Genomic DNA, 18510 nt, shown 5'->3' on the forward strand with positions numbered 1-18510 from the left:
TACTTAGGTTTATTAAAAGGTATAGCGTGCACCAACTGCGTAGCGTGGACCATACTGGCGAGCAAATAAGAACTGCTCTTCGTAACGGCCATAGCCTTGCTCGGTTTCATTATTGAGATTTATACCTTCAAAGAATACCGTCACATTCTCGTTAACGTCATAATTTACGCTCATATCCCACTGGCCATATGTTTTCGCATATTGTGGTGGTGCATCAGCAGAACCTTGTGCTTGGCCTACACCAATAAGGTATGAATCGCGCCATGCGTAAGTCAGTTTTACTGATAAGCCATCTTTTTCGTAAAACGCTTGGAAGTTAGCTGAATCACTTAAGCCCGTTAACGGAGCTTGTTGGTCTAAGCTGTCTGTATCAAATTCAACATCGCCGTCGACAAATGTAGCATTAACACCGACACCAAAGCCTGTTTCGCCAATTAAGTGTTGTACTGCCACTTCAAAACCATCGACTGATTTGCTATCGGTATTTTGTGGTTGGCTAATGTTCCAAGTAATAAGTGGATCGTTACTATTTGGTTCAATTTGACCATTGGCATTACCATCACCATTAGCAAGCATTTGTGCAAAAATGGCATCGGTTGTTGCTTGCTCACCACGTGCCTCAATATCACTCACAGCTTGTAGATAGCGCGGGCCATTTAAAATATCATATAAGCCTTCAATGGTGGTTGGGGTAATGGTGGTTTGAATAAAGTTATCAACGTCCTTTTTAAAGTAACCTACAGATGCATAACTGCCTTCTGCGTAGTAATACTCCAAAGATAAATCAAGATTTGTTGATTCAAACGGTAATAGCCCCGTGTTACCTTGACTACCTACGCGTGATCCCGGTTTTGGACTGCCTGTTAGTGAACGACCGCCAGCTAAATCGCCTAAAGGTGCACGCGACATTGTTTTGCCCCATGATACGCGAGCAACCACGTCATCAGTTAGGTCAACACTTAAGTCAATTGATGGCAGTAAAATATCATAACTGCCTTCTTGCACTAAGAAGTTATCATCGCCACCTGCTGAATATTGAGTGATCCACTCTGAAGCGCTGATCCAATTAACTTGTTGTTCAACACGCTGACGAACAGAGCTGGTTACATCGGTTTCTTCGTAGCGAAGACCTGCGTTTACTTTAACGTAGTAATTACTAACGTCAAACTCCCAACGTGATTGAACATAAATACTGTTGGTAATTTCCTCAACCGAGCTTTGACTGTCAATGCCATCAAGATAGGCATTAGGTGCATAAGCATCGCCGCCTGTTACATCAGCGGTTAAGTATGCCATTTGTCTTGCTACGGCTTCGTCAAAATCATAGCTGTAGTAATAGTTTGGTTGTAAATTGCTACCGCCACCGGCAAATTGATCTAATAATCCTGAGGTATCATGAAGTGTAAACATACCATCTGGGAAAATTTCAGTGTAAGAAGGATTAAAACCAGGGCCACCAACTAAGCCACTCCATGCCTCATAACCACCGGTGTTTTGCTCTGTGCGCGAACCACCAAACTTAACTTCAATTAAACCAATGTCAAAACTTTCATTTATCCAACTTGCATGTAGTTGAAGTTGTTCAATATTTGATTCCCCCGGTGAATGAATAAACTGACTAAAGTTTGAATCAATCTCACCTGGGCTTAATACATTCGTGCCGTTTTTCCAATTAACTTGCGTATGCGGAACTTCGCCAGTGCGGTAATCATAAATTTTATTAACAAGCTGATCAGAACCTAAAATAACTTGCCCATCACTACCTAGACCTTTGTCTGCGCCATTGTCGGTTTCGTTTTTAGAATCATGGTAGTCAAGCTCAATTTGCCATGTATCATTAATTTGCCAATCTAAATTTAAACCGATAGAGCGAGCTTTTACTTCAGTGGTGTTTTTACTCGAGGTAAATGACGCATCGTTACCGCTAATATCGGCATAAATAGCGGTGCCATTTTCATCTAGCTCGTAACCGTTAATATTACTGCCAAAGTCGTTCCAAATACCCCAGCCGAGAGTTTTTGACCCTGTTGTAGCCTCACTTGCTGTGTAATCAAGGGTGGCCACAAAATTATCAGTGGGTGCAAATTGCAGTGTTACTTGCCCATTGGTACGCTCACGTTGTAAATCTTCAATAGCGTAGTTCATGTCTTTTGCAAAAAAGTGATTACCTACGCGATTACCGTCTGCATCAACTGGGCGAGCATCAATAAATTTATCTTCTGAAAGAGTCGGTAAATCTACATTAGCTTGCCAACCTTGAATATTAGCGCTTTGTTTTTGAAAGTCGCGCTGTTGATGCGAGAATGAAAAGCCAATACCAAACATTTCATCATTAAAGGTATTGCTGTAAATAGCTGATATTTCAGGTGTTACATCGCTACCAACTTCATTTGATGAGTCATGAATTGCTTTTGCTGTTGCTGAAAAGTGCTGCCCAGGTCTTTGCAGAGGGCGCGATGTTGAAATATTAACTGTCGCACCTAAACCACCGCTAGGCACATCAGCACGGGCAGTTTTAAATACTTCTAAGGCACTTACACCTTCTGAGGCGATGTTTTCAAGATTATACGAACGAGAGTTACCCGTTCCAGGCATTTGGCGACCGTTAAGTGTTACCAAATTAAATGAAGGGCCAAAACCACGGACTGTAATTTGGCTACCTTCGCCGTTTGCACGGCTCACCGATACACCCGTAATGCGTTGTAGTGATTCAGCTAAGTTGGTATCTGGGAATTTACCCATTTCTTCGGCAGAAATTGCATCGACTACTCCAGATGCATCGCGTTTCATGTCCATAGAGCGGATCAGTGAACCACGTATACCTTTAATTTGTATTACTTCGATTTCAGGTTCGGCAGTACTTTCTTGCGCAGCGTTAGCGAAGTTAAATGTGCTTGCAGCGATGATAAGTGACACAGAAGCCGCTATTTGGCTTTTTTTAAACTTATTTGTGTTCATAATTGCTCTGCTTTTTACTAAATTTTTTACGGTAAGTAGGTGCTTATACGCACCTACCATAAAGTGATTCTTAGTTATGGAATGCCAATGAATGCGTTATCTACACGATAAACAGCGCCTTCACCTGTGTCCCAAGTTGGATAAATCATCACCACATCTAATGCACTAACATCTAAACCTGCACCCGCTAAATCAGCAAGGGTAAAGGTATATGTTTGCCATTCACCAATAGTAGGTTCTACACCTTCGACGCTGTCAGTTAATGGAATTTCGACAGCAGAGCTACCGTTATCAGACTCAACTTTGAAACTCCAAACTGAATCAAGATTATTTGGTTTTGAGATCACCTTTAACTCAAACGCTATTACACCGTTTTCTAATATCGAAGTAGCATCGAATGCTTCATCGCTTCCGCCTGCAGCTGTGCGGCTATTAAAGCCCATTACTGTTGCTGTTGCGCCAATAGTAAACTCAGCCGTTAAACCGTGTTCTTCATCATCCATTACTTCAACCGGTTTTGAACCACCACAACAATCCCACATTGGCCAATCTAGGTTTTGTTCATCACTGAAAAGATCGACTTTTGGTAAGTCACCTTCAATAGCTACATTGGTAATTAAGTACTCGGCACCGCCACCTGTTTGCCATGTAGGAAATACCATTAATACATCAATGGCACTTATATCGAGGCCTCTTTCTTGTAGTAAAGAAAGTGGGAATGTATAGGTTTGCCATTGGCCTGTAACCGGTGTTACGCCTTCATTACTATCGCTAAGGGCTACATCGCCGGTATTAGGACCGCCATCACCGGCTTCAGCCTTTAATAACCAAGTAGTTGAAGATGTTGGAGGAGTCACTACTTTCATATCAAATGATACACGACCATTTAAATCAAGCAGTAAAGAAGCATCAAATGGAGACGATGACCCTGCAAAGCCATCAGGGAAGTGACCGCCACGGGTTGAAAAACCTAATACTGTACCGTTATTATCGTTGATATTAAATTTAACCACGTCGCCTTTGTCAGCGTCGGTAATGGTTTCTGGTGTGGTTCCGCCACAACAATCCCAAGCGATCCAGTTTGCGTCTAAGCTACCATTAAAAATATCAAGGTTTTTTGCAACACCATCACTTGGTGGAGTAGGTACAGGCGCTTTACCTTCAACAAGTGCATCTTCTAAGTTGTCGTAACCTGGGCGCACTGTCTCACAGCCTTTACCTGTGTCAGTATTAGCTGCACATTGATAAACGCGTACGTAATCAATCTCAAAGCTTTGACCCTCTGCAAATGCTGCAGCGTCAACGCCTAAGTTATTTACGTTTTCCGGCCAATCACCGCCAACGGCATTATTTAAAATAAGGTAAAAGTCTTTATCAAAGGGGGCATTATCCCAATGTGTTGTAAGCTCGCCATTACCTTGTTCAAAGTATTCAGCAAACCAACCTTTATGTTTTAGGCCAACAGCTTCGTCTTTTGAGTTATAACGAACTTCAGAACGACGTTGTGTGGCATATAAGTAACCATCAACGTACCAACGAATTTCGCCCTCTTGCCATTCAATAGCGTAAGTATGAAAATCGTCAGCAGGGTTCATCCCCTCTGCAAATGTGTACGCTTTACCAGAGTTCGAGTTGTTAGGCCATTCACGACCATAGTGAAGTGTGCCATGAATATTTGCTTCAACGGTGCCATCTTCAGCAACTGTTTTTAAATTTACCGCTTCTAAAATATCAATTTCGCCAGAGCGCGGCCAAGTACCATATTCTTCATCGGTTGGCATCATCCAAAATGCAGGCCAGCTACCTTGCCCTGAAGGCAACTTTGCACGCATTTCAAAACGACCATAAGTAAAATCAGCGTTGTAGCGGGTGTTTAAACGTGCCGATGTATAAGGCTTTTCGGCACCTTCGTCGGCCGGTAAAGCAACTAAATTTAATATGCCATCTTTGATAAACGCATTTTGCTCGTTATCGGTGTAACATTGTTTTTCGTTGTTACCACCACCGGCACAACTTAATTCAAAATTCCATTTGTTAGAATCAATACTTGCGCCATCAAATTCGTCACTCCAAACCATTTGCCAATCAGAAACCGGCTTTTGTGGATCGACTTTTGTGAAGTCAGATTTTGTCTCAGCACTTCCACCACAGCCAAATAGCATGGTCATGGATATTGCCGCAACAAGGCGGCTTACTTTGGTTGTTGTCATGTTCATTAGTTGAACCCCAGTATCGACAAAAATTTAAAAGTACTTCGTTGTGGTTGTTATTGTGTCTACGAACGAAGTTGTAAGCGCTTACATTTATCAGTGTGTGTGTTGTAAGCGCTTACATAGAGTAAGCTAAGGTTGTAATTTGGTCAACAACAGACTGCTTATTTTTTTAACTTTAAGTTTACATTACCTGCTTTTTTAGTTTTAAACTGAAAAGTTATTTAATTTTTAAATAACTTCAGAATAGCAATATATTAATGGAGATAGGGTTTTAGTCTAATTATATCAGTGAGTTGTTATTTTTTAGTGCCATCAAAATATTAAAAGTGAATCCACATGCTAATTAACAATATTTTTCTGTTATCGCTAAAAGGTATCTAATAGTAGGCATTTATGTTTATTAATTGGTTTTCAAAGGTCAGCGTTGAGTAATCAAATCAGCTGTTAATAACTTTAACCGCTGATCTGCCTAAATATTACTCTAGTGGCTTTGAGCCTGCTTCTAAGGCTTTTAACAATACAGCTTTAAAGCGCTTAAAATCTTCAATATGGGGTAAATGACCTAAATCAGCCAGTTCAAATAGTTGGCTGTGAGGAATTAATACCGCGGCTGATTTACCTAATTGATCGTAGCGGCCAAGTTCATAATCTACCCCTTGTTTTTTCCAGTTACGGCCAGGCCCTGTTCTGTCTCTTGTACCTATAATTAGTGAAACAGGCATGGTGAAGTTTTTAAACTCGGTGATAACGGGTTGAGTAAAAATCATGTCGTATGTTTTTGCGTTAACCCACGCTACTAGCTCTTTATCTGGGCCTTGAATTTGCCCGGTGATAAAATTCGTCAGAGCGGCAAATTGGTTATTCCATTTTCCGTCGTAGTAATTTTTTTGCTGGTATGCTTTTACCCCGGCAGGTGTTTTAGCTAACTCATTTTTATAAAAAAAGTTAGTGTCTTTATAATCAACATATTGCAGGTAATTTTCAAGGCCAATAGGGTTGAGTAAAATTAATTGTTGGGTTGTTTGTGGATACATAAGCGCAAAGCGACTTGCCAGCATACCGCCCATAGAATGACCCAATACAATTGATTTATTTATATTAAGTTGGCTCATTAAAGCATGGGTGTGACTAGCTAAGGCTGCAAAAGAGAATTGATAATCTCGTGGTTTAGATGATTTTCCAAAACCAATTTGGTCAGGTATCAGCACGCCATAACCGAGTTTTTGTAGCAATAGTGCAGTTTCAGTCCAGTAATGAGCGTTAAAGTTTTTACCGTGCATTAAAGTCACAACGGGTTTACCAGCCTTTGCTGGTAAGTAAATATACGCCATTTTTAACGACAGCCCTTGTGAGTCAAGGTTAAAATAGTTAACGTCAAAATCGTAATTATAGTTGCTTAATAATGCGTCATAACTCAGTGGTTGCGGCGTTTGTGCATTTGCAACACCGAAGACAAAGCATAAACTTAATAGCCATATTCTATACATAAGATCCCTCAATGATTTAAATTAAATCTTTCAGAACATATCTTTACATACTAAGCGAATAAACTCTAAAATTTAATTCTATAAGTTAAGGCTTCCTTTGCTTATTCATCGGGAACCCTTATTGAGTATACGCTTTAATCTGCTTCGGCCACGGATCTGTGTTGGGTGATGAAGTATAAAAGGCACGGTTAAATCGTAATAATAAAAAGCCCAGCATTATTGCTGGGCTTTATTTTTATAGCTTTTTATTCTAGAAACTGTAACTCATTGATACCCACAAGCTGCGTGCTTTTTGGGTGGTATTGTAATCAGATGTACATTCGTACTCTTCCTCTGAGGTTGCTAATAAGCAAGTACGGCTTGATAAGTCGTCATCTAACAGATTATTAATACGGGCATTTAATGCTAGGCTATCATTAATTTTATAACTTGCTGCTAAATGATATAAATCATAGGCTTTGTAGTAGAGCTTTTGTGTTTCAGGGCCCTGTGGACCAGACACATTTGCCGTACCACGGTAACGATCGCTGCGGATTTCAGAAATAAGTGAAATACTCAAATCATCCAATGGTTGCCATGCAAGCGTTAAGTTATACATATTTTTAGGTGTATTAACTAAAGGTAGTCCTTCATCACGGCCACTTTTCACTTCACTATCGGTGTAAGTAAAGTTACTACGTAGTGACAACTGTTCAATAATCTGCCAATTAGCAGCAATTTCAACACCACGAGTAGCTGATTTATCTACGTTAGCAGCTTGCGTAAAGGTGGTGCTACCGATGCCTGCCCAACCTGCGCCAATTTCAACACAAGGTTCATCAGCTATGGCCACTTCACAGTTTGGTAAGTTATCTTGGTTAATGATTTTGTCTTTAAAATCATTGTAAAACACCGTTACGTTACCACTAAAACTATCACTGCCATTAAAGTAAGCAGCCATTTCGTAGTTTACACTGGTTTCAGGTTGTAAGTCTGGCGTGCCAACAAAAGGTTTAGTACCTTGGCCACCAAAACCTGTAATACCAGAGAATAGTTGGTTTGGCTCTGGGGTTTTATATCCTGTGCTGATACCACCTTTGAAAGTCCATTCATCAGCAGGAGAGTAGGCTAAATAAGCGCGAGGACTAACTTGTGAGCCAAAGATATTATGATGATCATAACGAGCGCCGAAAGTTGCAGTTAGATTTGTGGTAATTTCCCAGTTATCTTCAGCAAATACAGCTGTTTGACGATGATCTTGAGTCGTACCTTCACGGAAGCCATCCCCGTACATACCAAATACACCATCTTCCATTTCGGCATCAAAATATTGTGCGCCTACTACAAAATAGTGGTTATCTATATTTGATTCAAACTTAGTATCAATAATTAAGTTATCAAGTTTTAGTGTACGCATTGGGCGTGGTAAAAAAGTCTCATCAAGTTGAGCGTAAATTGCATCCGTTAGTTCTGGCTTGTCGATGCCTTGATCCTGTACTGCTTGGTCCCAAATGGCCTGCACACCTAAACGCTCTTGTACATTAAGAGGTAATGAGCGACCAAAGTTTTCACTGCTGCTTTGGGTCATGCTGCTGGTAAGCGTACCAACATCGTATCGACCAACATGTGCAAATACAAATTGCTCACGTTCAACACGTTGATATGGAGTATAACCAACGCGTGGCTGTACAATGCCTTTGCTAACACGCCATAAACTGACTGGGCTATCTAACGTACCCGTTTGACCTTCGGTGTTATCGTAACGCTGTTTGGCTATGTCGTACTCAAAGGTAATTTCATTCTGATTATTGATCAGGTAGTTTATTGTTGCGCCGGCATTCCAGTTACGTGCTGCAACGATTTTTTTATCGCCAAAGCTACCATCATCAACCCACATGCTGCCATCTGGAAGTGGTAAACTTTCGCTGTAAGTTGGCTCACTTTCTTGACGGTCATAAAAACTACCACGGATCCCGTAAGTTAATCCCTCAACGCCGCTTGGGCCGGTCAAATATATATCGACTTTATTATCGTTACCGTATTGATCGTCTTGTTGGATATTACTGCTTACCGTGACGCTACCATGGGTGCTATCAAGATTTTTACGAGTGATAATATTGATTACACCACCGATTGCATCAGCGCCATATAAAGTGGACATTGGGCCACGAACGACTTCAATTCGCTCGATAGCCTCAAGTGGCGGCATATACATAAATTGGCTGTTACCAAAGTTGTTTGGGCCTATATTACCTACATCACTTTGACGGCGGCCATCAATAAGCACTAGAGTATAGCTTGCGGGTAAACCACGCATGGTAATACTAATATTACCGTTTTTATCTTGTCCGGCACCAACATCGATACCTTCGATATCACGAAGCGCATCAGCAAGGCTAGTAAATGGCTTATTTTGTAGATCTTCGCGAGAGACAACCGAGACACTTGCAGGTGCATCTATTAATTTTTGCTCATAACCAGAAGCGGTGACAACCATCACTTCCATATTTTCAGCTGTGTCATCATCAGCAATAAGTGTTGTTGATGTTAATAATGCACTGATCAGTGAGGCCAGATAAAGCGGGCGGGATTTCATTGTACTTCCTTCATGACAAGAATAAAGATTATTAATCTAATAAGCAACCAAGGTAGGTATGATAACAATTATCAGTTGTATGTTCAATTGCGAAATATTTACATTCAATGAATGATTTTCATATTAAATAAAGGTGGGGATGGAGCATGAGCATTAAAAAACCCAGCGTTTGATGCCGGGCTTAGTTAATTTAAGAGTGTTTGCTTAGCCAAGTATTGACCGTGTTAGAGGTGCCTAATAAATGCAAATGGTATAGAGTTGTTGCTATTTAGAGAGCTTTATAAATTAAAGCGGGCACATATAGCAGTTAACTCATCGCATCATTATACTTTTCGGCTAGACTTTCTTTTTGACTTTCGGTTAGCGCTTTACCGGCTAGTTGAAATACTTCATGCTCTTCTTCAGCCAGATGATGATGTACAAGATGATGTAATTTTTTAGCGGTCACAAGCCACACTGGTGAGCTCATATCAGTTTCTTCAAGTTGCTCAATCAATTCATCAAGTTCATGATGCTCTGCAATACTATGACGGGCTTTTTCATGGGTTAAATCATCAAACATCAAAGGATTATAGAAATAACGCTCTTCAAATTTAGCATGTTCTACTAACTCATGTTTTAAATTATCCATAAGAGACTGTCTATTCGGTGACTCTCCCTGGGTTTTTATCAGCGCATCGACAAGCGAACGTTGTTTGTCGTGATCATTACGAAGTGCTTCAAAAATATTCATGGGTTTTCCTTGCTTTACTCATTAATTACAATGAATATTGCAAGACAGAAGCCAACTTTTAAGTTGTTGTAATATATTGATTTAATTTTTTATATTTGAGCTTGTTAAGGTGTTTTCTTGTAAAAATTACCGAGTTAGGTCTTTATATTACATCCATATTCATTGTTATTTAAAAGCAAAAAGGCCAACACGAATGTTGGCCTAAAAGCGTATTTAACACAAAATAATAGGATTATTTATTGGCGTCTTTTACCGCTTTTAACTTGCCTGCATGGTCAATCTCGAATGCTGGCATGTCTTTTTTGCCGTCAATTAAATAGTTATCCATCCAACGCATTAAACGTAAACTGTAATCATATTGCGCGGCTACTTTACGGTTACCATGACCTTCGCCAGGATAGTATACAAGGCGTACATCTTTGCCTTGTACTTTCATATAACGGTACAGTTCCATTGATTGTGCAGGGTGTACGCGAGGATCATCTTTACCATGCATGATCAGTAATGGTGTTTTAGACTGGCCTGCCCAGTAAATAGGGCTGCGCTCTAAATACCACTGCCATTTATCCCATGGGTATGAACGTGCATGCACAAGATTCATTTCGTTAGAAATATCAGTAGTTCCAAATTTAGATAGTTGGTTGGTAACACCTACAAACATCACGCTCGCAGCAAAGTGTTCAGTCAATTTTGTTGCGGCCCATGCTGATGCATAACCACCATAAGAGCCACCCGTAATACCAACACGTTTAGTATCAACTAAGCCCATTTCAACAAGATGCTGTTTAAAGTCAATTAAATCGTCAAACTCTTTACCTGCATAGTCGTTTTGACCAAGCTTTGAATAATCAACGCCTTTACCTGTAGAGCCACGGTAATTTGGGTAAAATACTGCATAACCACGTGCTGCTCCCATTTGACCTGGACGCGAGTAGTTTGTTACCCAACCGTCTTTGTCATGGCTTTCAGGGCCACCGTGCACTGACATGATCAATGGATAGCGCGTGCCTTTTTCATAATCTAATGGGTAGACTAATACGCCATCAATCTCAACACCGTCGCGAGCCTTAAGTGAAATAGTTTCTTGCTTAGCAAAACGTTTGTCATTCAACCAGTTGTTTGAATCCGTTAAACGTTGTGCTTTAGAACCACGAATAATGAATACTTCATTTGGGTGCTTTGCAGTGTTTGCACGTAGCGCTAAGGTTTTATCTGAATCAGAAATACTCAGATTTGATGCAATAAATTGGCCTTCATTAATAATTTTTTTGTATTTATTAGAGCCGGTTTTAATGCTTGCGACAAAACTTTGCGTACCTACATTGGCAATAAAATTAAGCGTGTTGCGTTTATGTGACCATTCAAAATCAACGATATGACCCATGAAATTAGGTAACCAATCACTTACTTCACCTGTTTTTGTGTCAGCTAAAAATAAACGACCAGCGGCTGGATCATGCTTATCTTCGGCACCTAGAATTGCGATGTAACGACCATCATGAGACAGTTCAGCACCGTCTAATTTACCTTCAGTAGCAAACGACATCGTCACTTGATTAGTCGCAATATCAAATAAGTGCCATTGTGATTTAGTGTATTTGTCGTCAATTAGCGCTGTAGGCTGGGTTTTTACTAATAACTTATCGCCTTTTGCGGCCCAGTTTACATCACTTACATAGTTTGCAACGTTAAGCGCTGTTGGTGTAAGAGGTTTATCTGTTTTGGCTAAATCGACAATAAATAGTTGTTTATCTCTTAAGCCTAGCTCGTACACCTCAGCCATAAAGCCTAATTTTTTCAGCTCTTTTTCAGATTTATCAGCCGCTGGCATAGCTAAAATAGCGAGTTGTTTGTTATTCGGGCTTAACTGATAGCTAGAAATTGATGTGTCTTTAAGCGATAGTACTTTTTGCGCTTGACCACCATCCACTGGAATTTGATATAACGCGGTAAACTTGTCGTCTTTAAGTTTTGCTAAAAAGTAGATCGTTTTGCTATCGTTTGACCATTGAATACTCTTGATACTTACAGAGCCGGTAATGAAAGGACGCTCGACACCTTCATCATCGACGACATAGAGTTCGCTATAATTGGCACCATTCTCGTCGACGTATAATTCACGTGGCACTGAGCGGGTAAATGCAACATTGTCACCATTTGGACTAATGCTGGTTTGAATAACTGACTGAATTTTAGGGATATCTTCTACAGTAAGCGATGTGGCTGCAAATGCCAGTGAGCTTGAGAGTCCAAGAGCCAGTGCTAGGCTAGTTTTTATCATGAATTTTCCTTCGCATGTTTTAATTATCGAAGGATTATAACAAGGTGTACCTTAAATGCTAAAATATGCGATTAATACGCACAAGTAGGCGTTTAATGAAGAGATTAAAGTGATAAGGTTTAAGCGCGATAGTGACTACCGCACTTAATTGCTTTATAAACTCTTTTTCGGTGGGAGTGCAACGTTGGCAAAGATTAATCCAGCCACCAATGACATAAATATTAGGAAGGTTTGTTGGCCGATGTGCTCCGCATACACAAAGTCTTGCCCTTCAATTAATGAGTTTAGACCTATGTAAGTTTTGCTACCTGGAACTAATACAATCAAGCCTTGCATGGCAACAATTGAGGCAGGAGCGTTTGCTACGCGGTTAAATAGGTTACTAAATACACCCACCGCAAATGCACCTACAAATGTTCCTAAGGTGTAATCTAAATACATCGCAGAGCCAATACTGCTGCCATAAGCGATAAAGCCAGAGGCGATAGACCATGTAGCATGTTTTAGTTTGGTTCTAAAAATAACGATTAAGCTGCTACAGAGTAAAAAGATTGCCAACCAAGCCGTCCATTTAGGTAAAGGGTCAGGTTGTACGAAATCGGCTTGGCCGAATAGTGCAAAACCAATCGCAATGCCGATGAAGGCACCAAAATACAGTTTAAACAACAGCATAAAAGCATCCATCACACGCGCTGTACCAGAAACTAAATGCCGCGCTGCAAGTTCTGCTAGGCCCAGTGCTAATGCAAGCCCGGGTATAAACACAATAATCGCAGACAATACCACTAAACGAATATTAATCCCGACGTCTAAATGCACGCTTACAGCGCAGGCCAAAATAGCCGAGACTATCGCCACTAATGGCTCTAACATATGGCCCACGCGTTTTGAACGCGCTGACCACAGTACAAATAAGTAAACGACAGAGGTAAGTAGCGCTGACCAAAATACGTCATTCCAGCTGGTGCCCATCAGCATTGCAAATGCGCCGCCTGAGGTGGCAAAGGCAACCCCTGTGGTAAAGCGATTATACGGATTTGGCATAATAAAAATGGCGTCGAGTTGAACGTCAACTTCTTGTAGCGTGAGTTCGCCATTGAGCATTTTATTAACCAGATCATCGGTATCAGCTAACGAACCTAAATCGTGATCGCCAGGATCAACACGGGCAACGTGAGTATATTCATCTTCATGGCCATCGGTCCAAATTACAAAAGTAACGGAAGTGGGTGACATGACAAATGAAGATTTAAGATCAAGGTAAGTAGCCACTTCCATTAAGTGAGCTTCGAGTCGATAAGCTGGGGTGCCATACTTATGAAGCATCTTACCCAGTTTAACGATAAATTTGCGCTTTTCTGTGAACGTTGCGGTTTTCAAATTTGTATTGAGCCAAAATTTAAATTATTCAGTTAAAAAATATAGACAATACATCTAAATTTGCCTAGCTAGTTTGGCGGGAATTTTAAACACTAATCACCGCCTGTCTAGTTTTTTTTATTTGTTTTTAGCCTCAATCCACTGCGCCATATATTGAGTGCTGCGCATTGTGTGGTGTTTGAGCATTTGGCCTGTAAAATTTGCTTCGCGGTGAGCTTGTAATTTCTCTTTAATCAATTGAATTTTAATGATTAAATTATTAGATAAAAGCTGTTTGTCGTAGTGCGTTTTTAATATCGTATTACCGGCTGTTTGTGCCTGCGTAAATAAACTTTTATTTTGATACAGAGCCACAGCGGCATCGGCAAATTGCTGCGGCTCATTTTCAACCACACCACTCCAAGGTAAATCATGGTGCATACCCTCACTACCAATTGTCGTTGTAACACTGGGTGTTTGCATGATCATCGCCTCTAACAGCTTTCCTTTAATGCCAGCACCAAAACGCAGTGGTGAGATGCACACACGCGCACTTTCCATTACTTGATAGGCATCATGCGCCCAACCTTTTATTAAAAAGCCAGTTTTGGGGTTATTAAGCGCGGTGGCCTTTGGCGGTGGGTAAGAGCCATAAATATGTAACTCAGCCTGGGGTAGTTGTTTACGAATGAGCGGCCAGATTTGTTGTAAATAGAGTACGGCATCCCAGTTTGGGGCGTGGCGAAAATTACCTATGGTCATAAAGTGTTGGCGTTGCTCAAACGATTTAGTTTGCTCAGGGAGTGAGCTTAAATCGACCATAAAAGGCAGATGATGCAATAAGTTACTGTCGACTTTAAATACATCAGCAAGTAATTGCATTTCAAAACTTGAGATAATTAAACTTAAATCACAGCGTAAAATAGCGGCTATTTCTCGTTTGGCGAGGTCAGAGTGTAAATCACTATGGTTAAATGCTCGGTTGCCTTTATGCGCTTCATGGCGGGCATTGCGTAAGCATTGTAAATCTTCAGTATCAAGGATTTTTACTGCGTTAGGGCAATGTTTATCTACTCGCCAGCCAAATTGTTCTTCCATCATAAAACGGTCAAACATGACGATATCAGGGGCGTAGTTGATAACATATTCATCAAAACTTGCACAATTAAGGGCAATAGTTGCGCTGCTGATCCCGTAGTCATCCAGATTAACCATATGCTCGGTTTTCTGAGCGGGACTGGCAAATTCAACCGCCCAATTTTCATTTTTAAACGCTTTTAATAGCGACATCATATGAGTGCCGGCCGCTGATGAATTTGGTTCTGGCCATACATAGCCAATTACTAAGACTTTTTTCATTGACTTGAATCTCTTACTTGCAGATGAACATCGACTAAGGTACGCACCGCAGGAGTGCCTTGATTAAGTAATTCTTGCAGTACTTGGCAAGTATGCTTACCAATATCGTCCGCATTGATGGTGACACTGCTTAACGAGGGAGACATTAAACATGAATCAGCTAAATCATCAAAACCGACTACTTTTATATCCTTACCGGGTATCAAACCATGTTGGCGAATGGCTTCTATGACACCGTATGCAATAACATCATTAAAACAAATAATCGCTTTAGTCGCAGGGTATTGCGCATACAACGTAGCAAAGGCATCGCGCCCGCCTTGACGGTTCGTGGCGGCGGTGATCGTTGGTTTGTGTTGATGGATATTAAACTGCTTTAAGGCACTGTGAAAACCACTTAAACGTTCATGATGATCAGAAATATCATCAGTTCCACCTATAAAAGCGATATCCTCAATACCTTGTTGTAAAATATGGCTAGTGGCTAGATGAGTGCCTTTTTTATTGTCCGGCAATATTGTCGGGGCGGCACAAAAAGCCACTTCGCGCATAATGTGAATGACCGGGAAACCACTATTGATAAGTTCATCAACCCACTGCTGGGTAGTTCCCGGGGCAGGACACATGATAAATGCGGCAACATTATATTCTTTGAGTGTTTTAACAACTTGTGTTTGGCGCTCAACATTTTCGGCGGTGTTCACTAACATCGGCAGCATACCAAGGGCATGAATATGGTTTTCAAGTCCTACCGCTATTTGCGCAGAGTAAGGGTTAGTTAAGTCATTAATAACTAACGCCACTAAGTTAGAGCGGCGACTTCTCAGTGCTGCCGCATCTCTATTATATACATAGCCAAGCTTATCAATGGCATGCAATACTTTTTCTTTGCTTTTATCACTGACTTTGTCACTGTTTGTAAGCACTAACGACACCGTTGACTTAGAAACTTGAGCTTCTCTGGCAACGTCAAAAATAGTTATTTTATCGGTTTTTGTTTTCATTTTAATGTATGCGTCAGCAATTGCTTGAACGAAGGCGCCAGTTTAACGTAGTTTCAGCTAATAAGTCATCTATCGGCGTTATTGAAGCTAGAATCGCAAAAACTTTATGAATGTTGCAAAACATGTTTAGATACAGCTATTAATAATAAAAAATCAAGGATACACCATGAAAGGCATCAGGCTGTTATTAGCGTTAGTGCTGAGCGTAAGTGTTTCAGGCTCGGTACTTGCTGCACAAGGCTATCAAACCCCTTCAAGTGATTTAGCCGCGCTGGTTGATGCTAAATTAGCACCGAGTAGCTACCTATCGGCTGATGGTCAATGGTTAGCGCTGTTTGAGCGTAAACGTGTTGAAACATTAGATGATTTAGCAAAAGAAGAATTGAAATTGGCGGGTATAAAGTTAAACCCGGCAAACTTTTCACGCTCACGTCCTCGCACTAAATTTAGTGCGTTACAAGTTAAACATATTGCGACTGGGGCTGTGATTACCGTTAATAATTTACCTCAAGGGGTGATCCGCTCACCTAAATGGTCAAGTAATAGCGAATATTTAGCGTTTATTGTTGAGCAACCAACTCAGGCGCAATTGTGGGTGTATAACGCCGAAACTAAACAAGCACGTCAGTTGTCAACAGTGGCTCTTAATTCAGTGCTAACAGCTACCCCTTATCAATGGTTACCAGATAGCACGGCAATTGTTGCTAACCAAGCGGTTAACCTTGGCAAGCCAAAATTAGTTAGTGATGCAAATAGCGTTGTGCCGGTTATTCAGCAAAGTAGCGGTCAAAAAGCGCCAGCACGGACTTACCAAAATTTATTAACCAGCCCGTTTGATGAGTTGCAGTTTAAGTTTTACGGCCAAGGTCAATTAACTTATATTCCCCTGAGCGGTGTTGCGTTATCGATTGGCAAACCAGCATTATTTAAATCATTTTCGATCTCGCCTGATTCAACCAATATTTTAGTCGCCACTATCGACGAACCATTTTCGTATCAAGTACCCTATAGCCGCTTTGCGACAACGTGGCAGGTGTTTGGCATGCGGGGTTATACGTTAGCGCAATTGTCTAAACAGCCACTGGCCGACAACATTCCACAAGGTTATGACAGTGTGCGAACGGGTCGTCGTGATTTTCAGTGGCGTGATGACCAAGGTGCTGAGATCATTTGGGCGCAGGCGCAAGATGGCGGCGATATGAAAACCGATGTGCCGTATCATGATCATCTATATAGTTTACGCTCACCTTTTAAACGTGAACCAAAACTATTTGCTAAACTAGAACGACGTTTTTCAGGTATTGAGTGGGCGAATGAAAACGTTGCGTTTTTAACCGAGTGGCGTTTTAGTGATCGCCAGTTACGTACCTATGTGATCCAACCACGCGATGCGGATAATAACCGCGTATTGTTTTCACAGCGCAGCTATAACGATGCTTATAAAGATCCGGGCGACGCTATTTATGAGCGAAATGATCTTGGTGTAAACGTTATTAAAGTGGTTGGTGGACGTTATATATTTTTGCGTGGTGATGGTGCGTCAGAGCAAGGGAATGTGCCATTTTTAGATCAGTACGACATTAAGACCAATACAACCAAGCGTTTATGGCAATCAAAAGCGCCATATTACGAGCGAGTTCGTGCCATGCTTGATGATGAAGGTGAGCGATTAATTACTATTCGTGAATCTAAGGCCGAACAACCTAACTTCTTTATTCGCGATTTAGATGCCGACACTCTGACTCAGCTCACTACCTTTGAGCATCCATACCCGGCGTTTAAAGGGGTGACTAAAGAACTTGTGCGTTACCAACGTGATGACGGTGTTGAACTCTCTGGTACGCTATATTTACCTCCAGGTTACGATAAAACGCAAGGTCCATTACCTGTATTAATGTGGGCATACCCACTGGAATATAAAGATAAAGCAGTTGCATCGCAAGTACGTGAATCGCCGTACGAATTTACCTACATAGGTTATTGGGGGCCAATGCCTTACCTCGCAAAAGGTATTGCTGTTTTTGATGATCCGAAGATGCCAATCGTCGGTGTTGATGGTAAAGAGCCAAATGATTTATTTAGAAAGCAGTTAGTTGCAAGTGCCAAAGCTGCGGTAGATGTGCTGGTCGAAAAAGGCATTGCAGATAAAGATAAAATCGCCATTGCAGGCCACTCATATGGCGCCTTTATGGTAGCAAACTTATTAGCCCACAGTGATTTATTCAAAACTGGTATTGCCCGCAGTGGTGCCTATAATAGGACCTTGACACCGTTTGGGTTTCAAGGAGAAGAACGTGATTTTTGGCAAGCACAGGATGTATACGCCAATATGTCACCGTTTTTTCATGCTGAAAAAATTAACGAGCCGATGTTAATGATCCACGGCCAAGAAGACCCGAATTCTGGCACCTTCCCAATGCAAAGCGAGCGTATGTACGCTGCGCTCAAAGGTTTAGGCAAAGAAGCGCGTTTAGTGATGCTACCTTACGAAGCCCATGGTTATCGTGCCCGTAAAAGCTTATTACATGTTTTATGGGAACA

The 18510-nt window shown here is 41.1% G+C and carries 10 protein-coding genes; 1 reads left to right on the forward strand and 9 read right to left on the reverse strand.

Going from position 1 to position 18510, the window contains the following annotated elements; genetic code table 11:
* Positions 1 to 12: 12 nt before the first annotated feature.
* The 9 genes from H5158_RS04350 to H5158_RS04390 all read right to left on the reverse strand — a co-directional run bounded on the left by H5158_RS04350 (position 13) and on the right by H5158_RS04390 (position 15969).
* The gene (locus tag H5158_RS04350; RefSeq protein WP_182717557.1) at positions 13 to 2958 is read right to left on the reverse strand and encodes a TonB-dependent receptor; all 2946 of its coding nucleotides are present in this window, start codon (positions 2956 to 2958) and stop codon (positions 13 to 15) included.
* Positions 2959 to 3032: 74 nt separating this feature from the next.
* Entirely contained in the window at positions 3033 to 5174 is a 2142-nt protein-coding gene (locus tag H5158_RS04355) for a glycoside hydrolase family 16 protein (RefSeq protein WP_182739530.1), read from the reverse strand.
* Positions 5175 to 5647: 473 nt separating this feature from the next.
* A complete protein-coding gene (locus H5158_RS04360; protein ID WP_182717555.1) occupies positions 5648 to 6658 on the reverse strand; it encodes an alpha/beta fold hydrolase in 1011 nt (336 codons plus the stop codon).
* A 250-nt stretch (positions 6659 to 6908) separates the two neighbouring features.
* Positions 6909 to 9233 (reverse strand): TonB-dependent receptor domain-containing protein, encoded by a 2325-nt coding sequence (locus tag H5158_RS04365; RefSeq protein ID WP_182739531.1) that lies wholly within the window; start codon positions 9231 to 9233, stop codon positions 6909 to 6911.
* A 307-nt stretch (positions 9234 to 9540) separates the two neighbouring features.
* The gene (locus H5158_RS04370; protein ID WP_149980014.1) at positions 9541 to 9966 is read right to left on the reverse strand and encodes a hemerythrin domain-containing protein; all 426 of its coding nucleotides are present in this window, start codon (positions 9964 to 9966) and stop codon (positions 9541 to 9543) included.
* A gap of 232 nt (positions 9967 to 10198) precedes the next feature.
* Positions 10199 to 12247 carry a S9 family peptidase gene (locus H5158_RS04375; RefSeq protein ID WP_182739532.1) on the reverse strand — a complete coding sequence of 683 codons (2049 nt, stop codon included), beginning with the start codon at positions 12245 to 12247 and terminating at the stop codon, positions 10199 to 10201.
* A 153-nt stretch (positions 12248 to 12400) separates the two neighbouring features.
* Positions 12401 to 13627, reverse strand: coding sequence for a threonine/serine exporter ThrE family protein (locus tag H5158_RS04380; RefSeq protein WP_149980016.1), 1227 nt, complete (start codon positions 13625 to 13627; stop codon positions 12401 to 12403).
* 117 nt (positions 13628 to 13744) lie between these two features.
* Positions 13745 to 14965 (reverse strand): glycosyltransferase, encoded by a 1221-nt coding sequence (locus H5158_RS04385; RefSeq protein WP_182717551.1) that lies wholly within the window; start codon positions 14963 to 14965, stop codon positions 13745 to 13747.
* Positions 14962 to 15969, reverse strand: a complete 1008-nt coding sequence (locus H5158_RS04390; protein WP_182717550.1) for a LacI family DNA-binding transcriptional regulator — start codon at positions 15967 to 15969, stop codon at positions 14962 to 14964. The genes H5158_RS04385 and H5158_RS04390 overlap by 4 nt, the downstream gene beginning before the upstream one ends.
* A gap of 166 nt (positions 15970 to 16135) precedes the next feature.
* Between H5158_RS04390 and H5158_RS04395 the strand changes: the two genes are divergently transcribed.
* Positions 16136 to 18510 (forward strand): prolyl oligopeptidase family serine peptidase (locus H5158_RS04395; protein WP_182739533.1); only part of this gene is annotated, 2375 nt, incomplete at its 3' end.

This window comes from Pseudoalteromonas sp. SR45-6, from assembly GCF_014163545.1.
In the GTDB taxonomy this organism is placed as follows: domain Bacteria; phylum Pseudomonadota; class Gammaproteobacteria; order Enterobacterales; family Alteromonadaceae; genus Pseudoalteromonas; species Pseudoalteromonas rhizosphaerae.

What these genes read in the sequence shown, in the direction of transcription:
- H5158_RS04355 (WP_182739530.1), bottom strand. Translation starts at nt 5,174, where the DNA reads ATGAACATGACAACAACCAAAGTAAGCCGCCTTGTTGCGGCAATATCC.
- H5158_RS04375 (WP_182739532.1), bottom strand. Translation starts at nt 12,247, where the DNA reads ATGATAAAAACTAGCCTAGCACTGGCTCTTGGACTCTCAAGCTCACTG.
- H5158_RS04390 (WP_182717550.1), bottom strand. Translation starts at nt 15,969, where the DNA reads ATGAAAACAAAAACCGATAAAATAACTATTTTTGACGTTGCCAGAGAA.
- H5158_RS04370 (WP_149980014.1), bottom strand. Translation starts at nt 9,966, where the DNA reads ATGAATATTTTTGAAGCACTTCGTAATGATCACGACAAACAACGTTCG.
- H5158_RS04360 (WP_182717555.1), bottom strand. Translation starts at nt 6,658, where the DNA reads ATGTATAGAATATGGCTATTAAGTTTATGCTTTGTCTTCGGTGTTGCA.
- H5158_RS04385 (WP_182717551.1), bottom strand. Translation starts at nt 14,965, where the DNA reads ATGAAAAAAGTCTTAGTAATTGGCTATGTATGGCCAGAACCAAATTCA.
- H5158_RS04350 (WP_182717557.1), bottom strand. Translation starts at nt 2,958, where the DNA reads ATGAACACAAATAAGTTTAAAAAAAGCCAAATAGCGGCTTCTGTGTCA.
- H5158_RS04365 (WP_182739531.1), bottom strand. Translation starts at nt 9,233, where the DNA reads ATGAAATCCCGCCCGCTTTATCTGGCCTCACTGATCAGTGCATTATTA.